Source organism: Peribacillus simplex (genome assembly GCF_001542915.1).
Lineage (GTDB): Bacteria > Bacillota > Bacilli > Bacillales > DSM-1321 > Peribacillus > Peribacillus simplex_B.
The window spans coordinates 266724-284501 of sequence record NZ_LNNH01000010.1 but is presented as its reverse complement, the minus strand read 5'-3'; the positions used below and the strand labels follow the sequence as shown (position 1 = coordinate 284501).

Annotated in this window: 13 protein-coding genes; 11 read left to right on the top strand and 2 right to left on the bottom strand. The window is 46.9% G+C overall.

Going from position 1 to position 17778, the window contains the following annotated elements; translation table 11 throughout:
* The first annotated feature begins 284 nt into the window (after positions 1 to 284).
* The 3 genes from AS888_RS03915 to AS888_RS03905 are packed head-to-tail and all read left to right on the top strand — an operon-like array spanning position 285 to position 4081.
* Complete coding sequence (locus tag AS888_RS03915; RefSeq protein ID WP_061140868.1) at positions 285 to 1532, top strand: amidohydrolase family protein; 1248 nt, start codon at positions 285 to 287, stop codon at positions 1530 to 1532.
* Between the two features lie 24 nt (positions 1533 to 1556).
* Positions 1557 to 2807 (top strand): amidohydrolase, encoded by a 1251-nt coding sequence (locus AS888_RS03910; RefSeq protein WP_061140867.1) that lies wholly within the window; start codon positions 1557 to 1559, stop codon positions 2805 to 2807.
* 20 nt (positions 2808 to 2827) lie between these two features.
* Entirely contained in the window at positions 2828 to 4081 is a 1254-nt protein-coding gene (locus tag AS888_RS03905) for an amidohydrolase (RefSeq protein ID WP_061140866.1), read from the top strand.
* 177 nt (positions 4082 to 4258) lie between these two features.
* Here AS888_RS03905 and AS888_RS26290 read toward each other — a convergent pair whose 3' ends face one another.
* Positions 4259 to 4444: a hypothetical protein gene (locus AS888_RS26290; protein WP_221408560.1), complete on the bottom strand. Its 186-nt coding sequence runs from the start codon at positions 4442 to 4444 to the stop codon at positions 4259 to 4261.
* Between the two features lie 87 nt (positions 4445 to 4531).
* Here AS888_RS26290 and AS888_RS03895 point away from each other — a divergent pair, with 87 nt between their 5' ends.
* The 5 genes from AS888_RS03895 (at position 4532) to AS888_RS03875 (ending at position 11952) form a co-directional block, all read left to right on the top strand.
* Positions 4532 to 5827 carry a uracil/xanthine transporter gene (locus AS888_RS03895; RefSeq protein ID WP_061140864.1) on the top strand — a complete coding sequence of 432 codons (1296 nt, stop codon included), beginning with the start codon at positions 4532 to 4534 and terminating at the stop codon, positions 5825 to 5827.
* Between the two features lie 248 nt (positions 5828 to 6075).
* Positions 6076 to 6336 (top strand): hypothetical protein, encoded by a 261-nt coding sequence (locus tag AS888_RS26060; protein ID WP_081092299.1) that lies wholly within the window; start codon positions 6076 to 6078, stop codon positions 6334 to 6336.
* Between the two features lie 146 nt (positions 6337 to 6482).
* Positions 6483 to 8432 carry a putative thiazole-containing bacteriocin maturation protein gene (locus AS888_RS03885; protein WP_061140862.1) on the top strand — a complete coding sequence of 650 codons (1950 nt, stop codon included), beginning with the start codon at positions 6483 to 6485 and terminating at the stop codon, positions 8430 to 8432.
* The gene (locus tag AS888_RS03880; RefSeq protein WP_061140861.1) at positions 8429 to 10372 is read left to right on the top strand and encodes a TOMM precursor leader peptide-binding protein; all 1944 of its coding nucleotides are present in this window, start codon (positions 8429 to 8431) and stop codon (positions 10370 to 10372) included. The genes AS888_RS03885 and AS888_RS03880 overlap by 4 nt, the downstream gene beginning before the upstream one ends.
* 23 nt (positions 10373 to 10395) lie before the next feature.
* Positions 10396 to 11952 (top strand): SagB family peptide dehydrogenase, encoded by a 1557-nt coding sequence (locus AS888_RS03875; RefSeq protein WP_061140860.1) that lies wholly within the window; start codon positions 10396 to 10398, stop codon positions 11950 to 11952.
* Between the two features lie 69 nt (positions 11953 to 12021).
* Here AS888_RS03875 and AS888_RS03870 read toward each other — a convergent pair whose 3' ends face one another.
* A complete protein-coding gene (locus AS888_RS03870) occupies positions 12022 to 12864 on the bottom strand; it encodes a MurR/RpiR family transcriptional regulator (protein WP_061140859.1) in 843 nt (280 codons plus the stop codon).
* 725 nt (positions 12865 to 13589) lie between these two features.
* Here AS888_RS03870 and aspA point away from each other — a divergent pair.
* The 3 genes from aspA (at position 13590) to AS888_RS03855 (ending at position 17778) form a co-directional block, all read left to right on the top strand.
* Positions 13590 to 15017 carry an aspartate ammonia-lyase gene (gene aspA, locus AS888_RS03865; protein ID WP_061141061.1) on the top strand — a complete coding sequence of 476 codons (1428 nt, stop codon included), beginning with the start codon at positions 13590 to 13592 and terminating at the stop codon, positions 15015 to 15017.
* A 279-nt stretch (positions 15018 to 15296) separates the two neighbouring features.
* Complete coding sequence (locus tag AS888_RS03860) at positions 15297 to 16886, top strand: PucR family transcriptional regulator (protein WP_061140858.1); 1590 nt, start codon at positions 15297 to 15299, stop codon at positions 16884 to 16886.
* Positions 16887 to 17136: 250 nt separating this feature from the next.
* Complete coding sequence (locus tag AS888_RS03855; RefSeq protein ID WP_061140857.1) at positions 17137 to 17778, top strand: aspartate/glutamate racemase family protein; 642 nt, start codon at positions 17137 to 17139, stop codon at positions 17776 to 17778.

The window sequence follows — 17778 nt, the reverse complement described above, 5'->3', positions numbered from 1 at the left end:
GTCCACATGTAGCTGGCGAGAAACGGTACAAAAAGCATGAGAAAAGCGCAATTTTTATGAGCACCCGCCTCAAATTCGGTGCTCAGCCTAAACTCGCGAATAAAGTGGCCCAGCGGAAAGGGGGCACCAGGGACGGTCCAAGTCCAATCCATCCCAACTTGGGGCAATTTATGCAATATGTAAAAATAACATAAAAATGAGTAAAAATTCTGAAATTATTCAATTGGCAGGAGAGCTATAATGAAAGGGACGCATGTTCAATATGTAGTGGAAGGGTGAGTTCAATGTCACGATCGTATTGGTTGACGAATGTTCGGCTGGAAAAAGGCTTCACGTATAATGAAAATGAAGTGATCACCGGTACGGAAACCGGGAATCATCACATTAAGATTGAGAATGGGAAAATATCCGCGATTTTATCGGCTAAGGAATCTTTATCAGATCAAGACCCGCAGCATGATGCAGGGGGCCTGCTGATGGTTCCTTCGTTTAAGGAAATGCATATCCATATTGATAAAACTTACTACGGCGGGCCATGGAAGGCTTGCATGCCTGCCATAAACGGGGTGAAAACAAGGATAGAAGAAGAGCAGGCGTTACTTCCTCAGCTGTTGCCTACCGCCAAGGCAAGAGCGGAAAAAATGCTCGATTTATTATTGGGTTTCGGATCTACGCATATACGCACCCATTGTAATGTAGATCCCGTAATTGGCCTGAAAAATTTAGAGGCCACCGTTCAGGCTTTGGAGGGATACAAAGATAAATTGACGTATGAAATCGTCGCCTTCCCCCAGCATGGCCTTTTACGTTCGAATTCCGTAGGGCTGATAAGGGAGGCCATGAAAAATGGGGCAAACCTGGTAGGCGGTGTCGATCCCGCCACCATTGATGAAAACATCGAGCGATCACTTGAAACGATCATGGATATTGCGGTTGAGTCGAATTCGGATATCGATGTCCATCTTCATGATCCGGATCAGCTTGGGCTGTTTACGATGCAGCGGCTCGCTTCCATGACGGAAGACGCAGGTTGGCAGGGAAGGGTGACGGTGAGTCACGCCAGCGGGTTAGCAGATCTTTCGGTTTCGGAGGCAACGAGCATAGCCGAAAGGTTTTCGGAATTGGACATCTCGATTACCTCCACTGTGCCTATCTTCAGAACGATCCCGATCCCGCTGCTCCGTGAAAAAGGAGTGAAAGTCGAACTTGGCAATGACAGCATCACGGATCATTGGACTCCATTCGGAATCGGTGACAATCTTGAAAAAGCAGGTCGCCTTGCCGAGAGGTTCCGCATGATTGAAGAACGTTCCTTGGCAAGCAGCCTGCAGCACATAACAGGCGGAAGGACGCCATTGAACCAAGAAGGAGTCAGGACATGGCCGAATGTTGGCGATGAGGCGAACATCGTCCTGCTAAAAGCAAGCTGTTCGGCAGAAGCGGTGGCTAGGAGGGCGAAGCGGGCCGCTGTCATCTTCAGGGGCAATGTCGTAAGCGGGTCGATTTCAGCTTTTGCGACGACAGGTGTTTAATCTTCTATTAAAGAGAGTGATGTAATGTATAAAGCATACTGGCTTACCAATGTTACGCTTGATAGCGGATATGTTTATGAGGATGGAAGACTGGAAGGAACGGAAACCACATTATACAACATCCGGATAAAGGATGGGGTGATCGAAGAAATGCAAGTGGCCGAAGGCTTGCCTTTGATGACGGATCTGCCCGTACAAGATGCCACAAAGCTGCTTGCCCTTCCCCCTTTTAAAGAGATGCATAATCATCTTGATAAAACCTATTTAGGACTCCCATGGAAATCATGCACCCCGGTGCCGAATTTAACGGAACGATTGAAATTGGAAGCGGCGGAGCTGGCTGAATTGGCACGGACCGGGCAGCATCGTGCGGAACAAATGCTTCAGCTTTTGCTGCAGGGCGGCGCGACGCACGTCAGAACTCATGTGAATATCGATCCGTACATTGGTTTGAAGAACTTGGAAGAAATTCAGAAAGCGTTAGATTGCTTCAAAGGCAAAATGACGCATGAAATCGTGGCTTTCCCGCAGCATGGATTGCTCCGGACGAATTCGACCGAATTGATGAGGCACGCGATGAAAGCGGGGGCTTCGATAGTGGGCGGCTTGGATCCTGGCGGAATCGATCAGAATATTGAAGCCTCCCTCTATGAAATGATGAACCTAGCTGTTGAGTTTGATGCGGATATTGATATCCATCTGCATGATCCGGGACATCTAGGGTTTTATACGATCAAGAAACTGGCCTCCTTGATCGATGAAGCGGGATGGAAAAACAGGGCGGCCATCAGCCATGCCTTTGCACTCGGTGATGTTTCCCTTGAAGAATCCGCTGGAATGGCGGAGGAATTAGCAAGTCTGGGGATTTCCATCATGTCTACGGTTCCGATTAACCGGGTCATGCCCCGAATCGATGTATTGCATGAAAAAGGTGTTCACGTAGCTCTTGGCTGTGATGGGTTTTATGACTCATGGTCTCCATTCGGTACAGGCGATATGCTGGAAAAGGCGGGCCGGTTGGCCGAGAGTTACAAGTGGAAGGATGAGTATGCATTGTCTCAATCGCTCCAATTCATAACAGGAGGCATCAGGACACTGGACCGTGAAGGAAACCGTCTATGGCCGAAGATGGGGGATGCGGCAAGCATGGTACTGGTGGAGGCATCATGCTCTGCCGAGGCAGTGGCAAGAAGATCAAGAAGGGCAGCGGTCATTTCCGGTGGTAGTCTGATTTACGGTGGATTGAACAGGGAAACGGCCTTGGCGAAGAAGTGAATTAAGAAGGGATGAGAGGGATGGATCATATCTTTTGGTTGAAGAATGCACGGTTGGAATGTGGTTTCCAAAAAGAGGATGGAAGAGTGACGGGGACCATTACCGGCCTATTTCATCTGTTGATCGAGGATGGAAGGATCTCGAGAATGGTCAAGGATGGAGAGCCGGTTCCGAATGATGTGCCTGTCGAGGATGCAAAAGGGTTGCTTGTGCTGCCTTCGTTCATTGAAAAGCACGTACATCTTGATAAGACCTTGATGGGGGATGTATGGAGAGCGTGTACCCCTTCGTCCGGTGTCATTGAGCGCTTTGAAAATGAGAAAAAAGTGCTTCCGACCATTGCGACAAGCACACGGAAGCGGGCTGAGTCATTATTGGAAGTGCTTTTAGCTTCTGGCTCGGCGCATGTCAGGACTCATGTCGATATTTACCCCGAAGTTGGCTTGCAAAACCTGGAGCAAGTGCAACAGGCTTTGGGAACCTATTCCAACCGACTCAGCTCGGAAATCGTGGCATTTGCCCAGCACGGATTGCTGCGATCGAATTCCGTCAAGCTTGTCAGGGAGGCTTTGCGAAATGGAGCAGGAATCGTGGGGGCAGTCGATCCGGCAACGATCGATCTAGATATTGAAGCATCACTTGTGCAAATGATGGAGCTGGCAGTGGAAGCGAATGCCGATGTTGATCTGCATTTACATGATCCCGGTCACCTCGGTACGTTCACCATGAAACGTTTGGCCGCTTTAACCAAGCAAGCAGGCTGGGAGGGCAGGGTAGCCATCAGCCACGCATTCGGCATCGGCGACGTATCCAAAGCAGAAGCTTATGACCTGGCCGACATTCTGAGGGATGCCGGGGTTTCCATCGTCACAAGCGTGCCTATCAATAGGCAAATGCCGCCAGTGGATGTATTGCATGAAAGAGGCGTTGAGGTTGCAGTAGGGAATGATAATATCTTCGATGTATGGTCACCGCTGGGGAATGGTGACATCCTGGAGAGAGCTGGCAGGTTGGCCGAGCGTTTCAAATGGGTGGATGAAGTTTCCCTCGCTCAAACATTGAGGTACATAACGGGCGGAAAAACGCCGCTTGATGAACAAGGGAACCAGGTATGGCCGAAGGTTGGGGATGCGGCAAGCCTGGTGCTGGTTGACGCCAGCTGTTCTGCCGAAGCCGTTGCCAGAAGGTCTGAGCGAAGAGCGGTCATGTACAATGGAAGTATCGTTTCCGGTTCACTTAGTAAACAAAAACGGCCCATCGACGTGAAGGGCTAATCCGAAAAAGGATTTCTGGATATTTCCGGATTTCCTTTTTCGTTTTGTGTCTGGAACACATGACGGGCTTCGTTTGCCATTCGTTTCAATCTCGTGTACTTTTACGTACTTGTGTTATATGCTTGGAAAGGAATTTCTTTTTGCTTTATTGGTTAATCAGTTTTGTCCGTAATGGTCCTATATGCTGTAAACGAAATAAAATGGAAGATGATTATACCGGTTAACAATGCTCTTTATATTCCAAACTAAAGGAGCTAGGCGATAGCCATCATTCTTCAAAAAATCGGAACCGGAGCTTGCATTTTTCACGCACCGTTCCAATATTTTCTGCATGTGCACTACGGCATTCACGTTTATCAGCATGGGCATTCCCGTCGGCTTCCTTTCCGGGGAGGATCCATGTATTAGCCATAAGCTAGAAAAGTATCATGTTCAAAGGAGATGGAAGCAATGAAAAGTTGGGGTTCTTCCGTGACTCTATTTTCTTCTTTTCAATGGTTATTTTTTATTTTTGCCAATACGGTGGTCGTGCCGATATCGATTGGGGCAGCTTTTGATCTTCCCACCGATGTTACGGAAATGACGATGAGGAGCTCGCTCGTTTTCACGGGGATCGCCTGTGTGATTCAAGGGTGGAAGGGTCATAAATACCCTATCATGGAGGGGCATTCCGGACTATTGTGGGGAGTGATGCTGAACCTCGGGTTATCTGCGCCATCGATCGGCCTCAGTTATGTGGAGATAGGAGGGGGAATCGCGACTGGCCTCCTTGCGGCAGGTGTCGTGACCATGATCATTTCGGCCTTCAACCTGATTAGTTACGTCCAGAAGATTTTCACTCCAATGGTCATGACCGTTTACCTTTTTCTCCTGACCTTCCAGCTCATCTTCGTCTTCTTTAAAGGGATGTTGGGAATTACGGATGCGGGGGAAATTAACATTCCAGTCAGTTTCCTTTCATTGGGGATTGTCTTATTAGTAAGTATATTGAAGATTAAAGGCCCAAGGACCATTAGTAATTTCTCGATTTTGATCGGTATCATCGTCGGGTGGATTTTTTATGCGTTGCTCTTTCCATCTACGGGGGCCGGATCGGGGTCGGCAAGTGCTTCTTTTTCATTATTCCCGTTGGGTACGCCGAACCTGGAATTCGGCATCATAGCGATCGCCTTTTTTGCCGGCTTCCTGAATTTATGTAATACCTTCGCTTCGATCCAGGCTGCATCCGAGCTATTGGGGGAGGAAGCATCGAATAACCAATATCGCAAATCCATATTCATGACAGGCGGGTTCACCATTTTATCGCCATTGCTAGGCCTTGTTCCATATACGCCTTTCACCTCCTCCATCGGATTTCTGCAAAGCACTCAAATTTATGAGCGGAAACCCTTTTTACTGGGGGGCATGCTGTTGACCATAATCGGACTGATCCCTCCTTTTATTTCTTTCCTGGCAACGATGCCGATAACCGTTGGGAATGCAGTATTGTTCGTTGCGTACCTTCAATTGTTCGGCACGGCCTTCAACAGTGTCAAGGGGGAGTATTTCACTTCGGATACGATCTTCAGGCTTGCCGTACCAGTATTGATCGGCGTGAGCTTGATGAACGTACTTCCCGGAGCTTTCGCGAATATTCCATCGCTTTTGCAGCCGTTTTTAACGAATGGGCTCATCATGGGCGTCATAATATCGATCGTTCTGGAAAAAGCGGTAAACTGGAAGCGGTTTGAACAACTTCAGAACTAAGCTGTAGACTTCATAATTGAAATTCAGCATGAAAACCAGGGGGATTCCAGCCTTCTGGTTTTTTTAGCTTGGCTCCGGGAACCGGCCGTACGGTGAAAATAGGCTTTTGTATCAGTGACAATACCAACTCCCCTTACATATTTTGTTGGAGGGAGTACTTGACGTGGTTCGGACTCCCAGCCTATTACATTGTGATTTTTTCTGTAACGAAGCACTACCTTATTAATGACTATATGGAGGTTATATAAATGAATGAGTTTCAAAATCAACTTCAAATGCTGAATGTTGACGATTTTCAAGTAACCCAGCCGGTTCCATGGGAACAAAATCAACCACAGTATTCCATGGAGGATTCCCGTCTTATAGGTGTTGGCTGCTTTGGTTGTTTCTTGTGCTTTGGCTGCTTTGGCTGCGGCGGGTGCGGCGGACGTTGTGGCGGATGCGGTGGACGTTGCGGCGGGTGTGGCGGTCGTTGCGGCGGATGCGGCGGACGTTGCGGCGGGCGCTAATGGTTCGAATTTTCTTACGGTCCCTGCAGTGATAGTGCAGGGACTTTTCTTTTGGTTTAGACATAAGAGACAAATTGTCATACATAGGATGAAAGTGAAGTGATCAGAAGCAGAACTTAGAAAAGCTTCGGGTCAGGAGGTGCAAAATGGTCAAGTTGACCCCTTCTATGCGATTGAAAGTGAAAAGGGACACGTTTTTCTTCCCTGAACCAAACAAAGGTGTATATTTCAGGAATAATATAAGTTCGTTCACTATGGAAGGAAGCACGATCGTCCAGTGGATCGAAAAGCTGTTACCGATGTTCAACGGGAACCATTCGCTACGTGAGCTGACGGATGGATTGCCTGGACCATACAGGAGCCGCGTTATGGAAATTGCCGAGGTGTTGTACAGGAATGGATTTGTTCGGGATGTAAGTCAGGACAGTCCCCATCAATTGAGCGATCAGGTTCTAAAAAACCATGCCTCCCAAATCGAGTTCCTCGAAAGTTTCGGTGACTCTGGCGCTAGCCGTTTTGAAGCTTATCGAAAGGGAAAGGCGCTGGCGATCGGCTCTGGACCGCTGTTCCTTTCCTTGGTGTCCTCGCTGTTGGAATCCGGTCTGCCCAAATTCCACGTGCTCATCACGGACACGGTACAAACTAATCGGGAGCGATTAAAGGAAATCGTAGCCCATGCGCGCAGCATGGATGAAGAAGTGGCGATAGAGGAGGTTGTACGAGGTAAGGATGCAAGCAAAGGCTGGCAGGAGGTCATCCAGCCATTCGATTCGATATTATATGTATCACAAGAGGGCGATATAGAGGAATTGAGGGAAATCCATTCAGTTTGCAGGCAGGCGGGAAAGGTACTATTTCCGGCTGTGGTCCTCCATCAGGTGGGCATGGCAGGTCCGCTTGTCAGCCCACAATCCAAGGGCTGCTGGGAGGCAGCTTGGCGCCGTTTACATCAAACGGTGCTGGACGGGGATCAAGCATCCGCTTCGTATTCCTCGACGGCAGGGGCGATGCTTGCAAATGTCATGGTTTTCGAGTGGTTTAAAGAAGCCACAGGTGTCACGGCAGCAGAGCAAGATCATCAATTCTATCTGTTGGATATGGAAACTTTGGAGGGGAGCTGGCATCCGTTCCTGCCCCATCCTGGAGTGACGGGACACGGGGGCGCTAAATGGGTAAAGGATTTCGAGAAGCTCCTCGGGCAAGCGTCTGGCCGGGAGAAGCCAGGTCAAATGTTCATGCTTTTTGGCAGATTGACATCCAAGCAATCGGGGATTTTCCATAGCTGGGAAGAGGGAGACCTCAAACAGCTTCCGCTGGCCCAATGCCGCGTTCAGGTTGCCGACCCGCTGTCCGTCGGTCCGGCACTGCTTTTGCCTGATATCATCCGTTGTGAACTGACACATGAGGAAGCGAGGCGGGAGACCGGGCTTTCAGGAATCGAGGCCTACGTATCACGAATGCTCAGCCAGCATGTTGCGGCCCTTCCTCCCCTGTCTGGTTTGGGTGATATGAAGGGACCGATCGGAGTCGGAGCAGGGGAAACATTTGCTGAAGGTGTATGCAGGGGATTGCAAAGCTGTTTGGATGAGGAGTTCGGGAACCGGAAGTTCAACGAGGAGGCTCTTGTTCCGGTGCAGTTGACTGAGGTGGATGACGAGCGCTGCACGTATTATTTACAAGCACTGACCCGTCTGCAAGGTGAACCGATCATCGGCCTTGGCAGTGATGTATCCGGTTTTCCAACAGTTTGGGTAGGAACGAGCGATGGCTGGTCGGGAGCTGTCGGTTTGAATGTCACGCTCGGATTGCGTGAGGCGTTGAAAAAGGCCATCATGAAGGTCCAAAATCAAACCATTTGCCTTACCGCTTCAGATTTCGCTGCATCATCCGAGCATCCGGCAGAACGAGCAGCAGAAGACCTTTTGATTCCTGCATGTGAAGGGCCAGCGACTTCCGAATTGGTACGCTCCGCGATGCAGGTAGTGGAAGAGGGAGGAAAGCGGCTCTTCGTTTTCGAAGTGGAAACGGAAATTGTTTTGCAAGAAGAACTGGCAGGGGTGTTCGGGGTGTTTTTGCGAGAGGGGGAATCAGGGTGAAAGCTGACGTATCGGTTGTCGGGGAAGGCGTATTGGCCGACCAGATTCATCGGGACTTATCCGGCACATATCAGGTCCATCGCCTATCCGATTTCACGGCAGGAATTCCTAAGGACACCGCTTTGCTCCTGGTGCTGCAGGATGCCTGGGATCCCGCCGTCCATTTGAAGGCGGAAGAGCTGGCAAGGTCACAAAACATTCCTTGGCTGAGAGGGTTCGTATCATTTGGAGAAGGTGTGGTCGGCCCGCTGGTGCGAGCGGGCATACCCGGCTGCTCCCAATGTGCCGACCTGAGGCAGCTCATGGCCGGGCGTGACCGAAAGGAAATGTGGGGCATCAAAAAGCAGCTCCTGGAAAATGGCGGGATCGGGCGGGATGCCGCAGCGTCGCGCTCAGGTCTGTTGCAGATGTCTCATTTGATTGGGGAGGAAGTAAGGAAGGCGATGGGCGGCGATCAGCCCCGTTCTGAGGGGCGGGTGGCATTCATCCATCTGAAAACACTTAATGGGTCGTGGCATTCATTTTTACCTGATCCATTGTGTCCGGTTTGCAGTCAATTGCCCGATGACTCGATGAATCGGGCAAGGATATCCTTGCAGCCAAGCCCGAAAATCAGCCCCGGCAGTTACCGTACCCGTTCAATGGAGGACCTGGGTAAAGTTTTGGCCAGGGATTATTTGGACACTCGCACGGGTTTCCTCAATAGTAAAATGATAGACCTCATTCCGCCATTTGCCGATGTCAGTGTTAATTTGCCTTTGTTCATAGGCGATGAGGGGACGGCTGGGCGGACGCTTTCCTATGCAGCAAGCGAGATGACGGCCATATTGGAGGGACTTGAGAGGTATTGCGGAATGGAGCCGCGCGGCAAGAGGACCGTGGTGCATGACAGCTACAACAACCTGAAAGATCAAGCGCTTGATCCAATCAAGATAGGCGTTCACGCAGAGAAGAATTATGCACAGCCAGATTTTCCGTTTCAACCGTTCGATCCTGACCGCTCGATAGATTGGGTATGGGGATATTCGTTCATGCAGGAGCGGCCGATTTTGGTTCCTGAGCTGCTCTCCTATTACAGCTTGGGCTGTGGAAACGGGTTTGTCTATGAAACCTCCAATGGGTGCGCTCTTGGCGGCAGTTTGGAGGAGGCCATTTTCTACGGAATCATGGAAGTGGCGGAACGTGATTCGTTTCTGATGACATGGTATGCACAGCTTCCTCTTAACCGGATCGACCCCTATTCGGCCAATGATAAAGAGCTGGAATTGATGATAGACAGGGCAAAGGCAGCCGCCGGATATGATATCCAGCTGTTCAATTCGACGATGGAACACGGTATTCCGAGTGTATGGGCACTGGCGAAAAACAGGAAAGAAAAAGGATTGAATCTCATATGTGCGGCCGGGGCCCATCTTGACCCGGTCCGGGCGGTGAAAAGCGCGGTTTTCGAGTTGGCGGGCATGATGCTGACCCTTGACGAGAAGTTGGAGGAAGACAAGGAGGAAATCGAGAAAATGTTCCAGGACTCCTCCCTTGTACGGAAAATGGATGATCATGGCATCCTGTACGGTTTGCCGCAATCGGAGGCACGACTGGATTTTTTATTGAAACCGGAACGCCCCTTGCGGACGTTTGCTGAAGAATTCGGGGAAATCGAGAAACATCAGGACTTGACTGATGAACTGCAAACTATTCTTGAGGAGTTTCGCCGCTTGAAGCTCGAGGTGATCGTGGTGGATCAGACGACGCCTGAAATCGAGCGTAATGGATTACATTGCGTCAAAGTGCTGATTCCGGGAATGCTGCCGATGACATTCGGCCATCATCTTACACGGGTGACAGGACTTGAGCGGGTACTCAGGGTACCAATGGAACTTGGATATGTAAAACGGCCGCTTGCATTCGAACAGCTCAACCCGCATCCGCATCCGTTTCCATAAAGGTGGATTAAGGAGGTAGGGGGATGAGTTTAGAGACATTTCTTCATAATTTGCATTTTGACATTGAAAAGGCAAGTCCGCCTGATTGGGAAGTGGATTGGGATGATGCACCGCTTACGTTCAAGCTTTACCGTGACTTGCCACAGTTCCCATTGTCGCTGGAGGTTCCGCTTGCACTGGATGGATCCGCCAGGTTTTCGAAGCCTGACGGAAGCGTAATCGGCCATTTTCTTTGGTATGCCTATGGTCTTACCCAAATCAGCCAAGCGCAGAGAGCCTCGGATCCCGATGACCTGATGCAGTCATTCCGGCGCTTCCCCCCATCAGGGGGAGCGCTGTATCCAAGTGAGCTGTACGTATACTTGAAGACGGAGGAATTCCCGGACGGCGTGTACCATTATGATGCAGCCCACCATCGATTGGTGCTGTTGCGGGAAGGGAATTTTGATTCATATTTAATCAAGGCCCTAGGTGACCGCTTCAATGCATCCGCTTGTTTTGGCGCCGTATTTGTATCGACGATGTTCTGGAAAAATTTTTATAAATATAATAATTTCTCATATCGGCTGCAAGGTCTTGATGCTGGCGTGCTTATCGGACAACTGCTGGAAGTGGCAAAACGGTTCGGCATGAAGACGAGGGTGTGCTTTCAATTCCTGGATCGTGCCATCAATCATCTTCTTGGACTATCGGAGGAGGAAGAAAGCGCCTATGCGATGATTGCCTTATCGAAGGAACCAATAAAACTGGAGAAGGATGAGGATACAGGGGAGGATGCCACTGCGACCGATTTGTGTCTGGAATTGCCCCTTATCCGGCCGGAACACTATGTTCGATCGCTTGTGGTCAGGGATTTCCCGTTGTTAACGAATATGAATGGAGCATCGATGATCGAATCCAGTCAAATGATTCGGCCTGTTGAAGCCAGGGAACAAGGGGAATGCGAGGGACATGTAATCGCCCTGCCTATCGTGAAGAGAATGTCCTATGATTTGGCATCGGTTTGCAAAAAGCGCTTTTCCCCGGAAATGGACTTCATTTTAGAAAAGGTAAGTCAAGAGCGGCTCGCCCTTCTCCTTCAAGAGGCAACAGCCGCGTTCACCTATCAAAATGACCTGGATGAAGACAATGAGCATCGCGTAACCATCTATGCAAGCTTATATAATGTAGAAGATATGGAGGATGGTGCCTACCTGTATGAAAGGACGACACATTCATTGAGGCTGATAAGGCCAGGAGATCATCGGGCTCGATTGCAGTGCGGAATGTCCCTCGATGTCTTGAATTTTCAGCAAGTCCCGATCTGCATCCATGTGGCGGGTGATCGGACGTACTTCAAGTCTCAGCTTGGATACAGGGGATACCGGATCCAGCAAATGGAGGCGGGGATGCTCGTGCAACGAATATTGTTGGCGGCATCTGCCCTCGGAATGAATGGGCATCCGCTGCTGGGGTTCGACGTCAATATGTGTGATGAGCTTTATAAGATGGGCGGATCTCAAGGGAAAACATCCCTGATCCAAATCCCGATCGGAGCGTACCGCAATCGCCCATGGCTTAAGGGGGGACTGCATAGCTAAACGAATGAAACGAAGGCCACCGTCCCTGTTTGGGAAGGGTGGTCTTCGTTATTTGGAGGGAAGTAAGATTCAGTGGGTGTCCGTTAATGCCTGCAAGGTTTTTTCCCTGATGCCGATCCTGTTTTTATAATCCTTTGAAACCAACTCGGTATAAAGTAAATCGAAAAGCAATAGGAGCGGCAGCAAGGGAGAGATGTTCTGCCCCATATGCATGCTGTTTTTGCTTGTGACCAATAACGATAGGTCACTTAACCGTGAGAGCTCGGAATTCTTATTGCCTGTGAAAACCAAGATCAGGGCGCCTTGCTTCTTGGCGATTTTCATCGCGCGGATGACCTCTTTTGTCGCACCGCTAATGGAAATGCCGATGACAACACTTTCCTGGTTGCTTAAAGCGGCATCCATCATCGACTGATGGGGGTCCGTTATCGCTTCTACAGACAGGCCGATCCTGAAAAACTTCGATTTGAACTCATGAGCGGCTATACCTGAGCTGCCAATTCCGTAGACATGTATCCTTTTTGCATTCGTAAGGAAAGAGACCGCTTTTTCGATATCCTCATAAGAAGTGATATGAAAGGTATCATCGATGATGCTCATGTGATCTTGATATAATTTCGCGAAATAATCGACCTGCTTGAGATCCTTCATATGTATCGGCGAATTGCGAAGGTCGACGAAGCGTTTTAACTCATGCTTAAACTCATTGAAACCGGAAAAAGCTAATTTCTGGCAGAAACGAGTGATCGTTGCCGGCGAAATATGCAGTTTTTTGGCGATTTGACTAATGGTTAACTGACTCACTTCCTCAGGGCGCTGCAGAATATAGTTGGCTAATTCTTCTTCCGTCTTGGTGAATTTACTCATGCTGCATTCGATTCCATATATGAGGTTTTCTGCTAAATATTCCAAATGACCACCCATTCCAGGCAAAATAGATTCTATGTATAGTTTAATGTATCCAGGAAGGACGTCAATAACCGATATCTTTTAATGATGGCGATCGATCGTCAAACCTGTCATATTTCAGCCTGTTCAAACAAGGAAGGCGGATTTCTTGCTTGGAAGCGTTTTATTATACTGGACAAAACAATGAAGTTGTAGGAAGATATTCTAATGGAAATCAGCCAATTCAGTGGGTGGAATGAAAAAATACTCCATTTATCCGTATTTCCCGATGCCGTTTTCGCGAAAAGATGAGTGTATCATCCAAGGATAATGGGAGAAAAAAACCACTTAAATATTATTCCTATATAAAATTATAAAATCTAGTATAATTAGATTGTCCATTTCTCTAAGAATGAGGAAGTTGCGTTACGTACCTTCCGTGGGACTGGATTGGTTAAGGTTCACCCCAATAACGGAGCCAAGATTCCTTGCTTTCTGATCAATGAAAAAGATCGATTTGAAAGAGAATGATGGGGTGTTATAGTATTCCTTGGAAAACATTTTTGAGAAATGTATGGAGTTAGGGGAGTGTTGCATATCTGTTGTCCAAACTACAGGATGGTAGGGGAGCGGGAGCGAAAGAAAATAAGGCTCGTCCCAGGTTAGATGACGATGGAGCCAACCGTTCCAAAACTGATGTGATGCACAAATTGAAAAAATTACTTTTTAAAAACATGGGGGATCAAGGAATGATAGATGAGAAAGCAATCCGTATTGAGAAAGACTTTCTTGGTGAAAAGGCAATTCCGGCAAATGTGTACTATGGAATTCAGACTTTACGCGCTGTAGAAAATTTTCCGATTACCGGATACAAAGTCAATGAAGAGATGATTCGTGCATTGGCGATGATAAAGAAAGCGGCGGCGTTAGCCAACATGGACACAAAGCGTTTGTATGAGGGTATAGGGAATAGTATCGTGAAGGCTTCTGATGAAGTGATTGAAGGGAATTGGCATGAGTATTTCATCGTCGATCCAATTCAGGGCGGCGCCGGCACATCGATGAATATGAACATTAATGAAATCGTTGCCAATCGGGCCATAGAACTGATGGGGCACGATAAAGGCGACTATAGCAAAGTCAGTCCGAACAGCCACGTCAACATGTCACAGTCGACCAATGACGTCTTCCCGACGGCCATTCATATTTCGACACTGCGATTATTAGAGCGTTTACTGGAAACGATGACGAAGATGGGGTCCGTCTTTAAAGCGAAAGCGAAACAATTCGATCACGTCATCAAAATGGGCCGTACTCACCTTCAGGATGCCGTGCCTATTCGTCTCGGCCAAGAATTCGAGGCATATAGCCGTGTGCTGGAGCGGGATATAAAAAGAATCAGCCAATCACGCCAGCATCTATATGAAGTGAACATGGGAGCGACAGCGGTCGGAACCGGTTTGAATGCCGATCCGCGTTATATCGAAAACGTCGTGAAATATTTAGCTGAAATCAGTGAAATGCCGCTTGTTGGTGCAGAACACTTAGTGGATGGCACACAAAACACGGATGCTTATACCGAAGTATCGGCTGCCTTGAAAGTATGTATGATGAATATGTCAAAAATCGCGAACGACTTACGTTTGATGGCTTCAGGACCAAGAGCTGGATTAGGGGAAATCACGCTTCCTGCACGTCAACCAGGTTCATCGATCATGCCTGGAAAAGTGAATCCGGTCATGCCTGAATTGATCAACCAAGTAGCTTTCCAAGTAATTGGGAACGATAATACGATTTGCCTCGCCTCTGAAGCAGGTCAATTGGAATTGAACGTAATGGAGCCTGTACTCGTATTCAATTTATTGCAATCGATCAGCATCATGAACAATGCCTTCAACGTATTCACCGATTATTGCTTGGCAGGTATTGAAGCAAATGAGGAACGCTTGAAAGAATATGTCGAAAAAAGCGTTGGCGTGATCACGGCCGTCAATCCGCATCTAGGATATGAAGTCGTTTCACGTATCGCGCGTGAAGCGATCTTGAAAGGAAAATCCGTTCGCGAGCTTTGCCTGCAGTATGATGTGTTGACCGAAGCAGAATTGGATTTGATCCTAAACCCTTATGAAATGACGAAGCCGGGTATAGCGGGCGCTTCTCTTTTCGATCGGGAATAAGGAATAAGTGTAGAATGAGATGTTTCTTCGAAGAACTATGCCTTGAGTTAGGGGCATAGTTCTTGTTTTTTATGCAGTCTTAGCCTGACATTGAGGTCACTAACTAAGCTAAGTTTAAGATAACGCTACAGGGAAGCCTGCGCTCCGATCACAAATGATTAAAGGGTGAAGCTGGCGTTTTCATGCACCTCATAATGATGGAGAACAACATCCAGTTAACTTATAAAGAAGATTTTTCGATAATGAAATCAGTTTTAAGATTTTAAAAGGGGGAGTACCATGAAAATCGCGGATGCTTTGAATATTGGGGAACTATCGATTGGAACAGTCATTGCCGGAAAAAAGGGGATGACACGGGAAATCGTTTCGATTGAGGTTATGGAGGTCCCGGAAGTGGGCAGCTGGGTCACGGAAGGAGTTCTGATGATGACGACTTTTTATTCGGTTAAAGATGATCATCAAAAACAATCTGAAATAGTAAAGGGATTAATAGAAAAAAACGCGTCAGGTATCGTCGTTAAAGTAGGTCGGTTTGTTGAACAACTTCCAAAAGAAATGATCGAATTAGCGGATGCCCATTCTTTTCCGATAATATCAATCCCTATTAATGTTTCATACATAAATATTTTAACTCCTTTATATGAAAAGCTTTATGAAGAAAAGAAAAAAGTCACCCAAGATCTACTCAATCCCTTCCATCCGTTTATAAAAGAGGAGTATGCCACAGTATCAGAAGCCCTGGAAAGTTTATCAGACATTCTGAATTCACAAGTCTATATAGAAAATTGTGAAGGGGGGCTTCTTTACTGCACAAAAAATATTTCCCCAGATGGATGGAGAAACTCCAAGTTGTTATTATCCAAACCTACACATCCAAAGTATAAAGAGCTGTCAAAAGAATGGTCGAAAGAATTAAAACATTGTCCTTTTAAACGAGTGCAATTTTCAAATCAAAGGAATCGATTGATCATTCCGCTTATTTCGAAGAATAATATATTCGCTTTACTTCATCTACCCTATAAAAATCAACCTGAATTTAGACAAATCCAACCACAAAACATAGAAGGGGTAATCCGGAAATGTTCTGAAATTGTAATGAGTGAGCAGTTAGAATTGCAAAAGGAGCGTATTAAGGATCTGGAAGAAATAGAATTCCTCGTCGATTATCAAAATTTTTCGAATGACCCCAAGTCTTATACGCTCTTATTTTTCACGAGAGCAAACCTTGGGTCCTCATCTTTTCATCCTTCGAACGTAATGGATGGTAATGTATTGATTCGAAAAAAAATAAAAGAGATAACGTACGACCTTCCGTTCGAACGAAATATCGTATTTGAAAAAACCGGGCATTTTTTTGTACTTGTCCAAAATTCAATAAACGACCAGCATGCCCTATTTCAGTTTAATGAATTTTTGCGATCGAAACTGTCAGATTCTTCAATAAGTGATATGCATATTTCCATAAGTCGGCCTTTTCAAGACTTGCATTCTTTTGATGATAGGATTAAATCGGTAATAAAGATAATGGAAATAGGTCTGAAATATCGACCTGATGAAAAGGTTTATGCGTATGACAAGCTCGGAATATACGAAATTCTCATCAAACTGAGCAGTGATTCGTTAGCAGTTAAGTATGCGGAAGAGGTACTGAGGCCATTAGCAAACAACGATGGAATCCTATTGGAGACCTTAATCGTATTCCTGGAAACGAACGGAAATGTATCTCGTACGGCTGAAAAGCTATTCATACATCGAAGAACAATGACATATCGACTGCAAAAAATAAAAGAGCTGATCAATATGGAGCTTGATGATCCAGAAAACCTGTTTATTTTACGCTTTTGTTTGAAAATGAAAGAGCTCATATAAATCATGAAGACGGTAGACAAACTCAAAAATAATGGGGTGTCTACCGTCTTTTTGTGTAATAAAAAGATCCTTGCGCGATCATGTAACTGCGAAAAACAGTCGCACAACCCTCGTTGCCTTCGGTATTTTTCGGTCTATTGATGATAAATGTGATAATAGTGGGAAAAATCAGAACAAAAAGTTTTCTCACTTTATGCATACAGATTAATCGTATTAATTTTTATAATAGGTAGAAAGGGGGATGGCTAATATGTTAGGAATTATACGGGTTTTAACAACGGAAGATGAATATGTCCTTCAGGAACACGGGAAGAAAATGCATGAATTTGCTGGGGTGAATTCCATGACATACTGTATCCCGGATCAACCGAATGGAATCTTTGATGATGAATCCGAGTACGAGGCGAAGCCAAAAATCATCCGGCTGGCAAAATGGATGGAGGAACATTCAAACGTTGATGCGATCACCATTAGCTGTGCAGCCGACCCAGCGATTGAAGGGTGTAAAGTCGCTTTGAACATTCCTGTTTTAGGGGCTGGTACATGTGGTGCAAAAATCGCTTCCATGGCTGGGAATAAAGTAGGTGTGCTCGGTATAACGGAAGAAACTCCAATCCGAATTATACAAGAATTGGATAATTACTATCATTCCTATGCATGTTCCAATGATTTAAGGAAAACGACAGATTTATTGGCAGAAGGTGCGAAGGATAAATTGCTGTATCGGGCCCAAATGTTAATTGATTCAGGTGCGGACGTTATTTTATTTGCTTGTACTGGCTTCTCTACCATTGGTTTAAAGGATCATTTTCGGCATAGTTTGTCCGTACCTGTAGTGGATTTAGTGGAGGCACAAGCGATTGCGTACCAATTACTTGGACAAGGAGGGTAA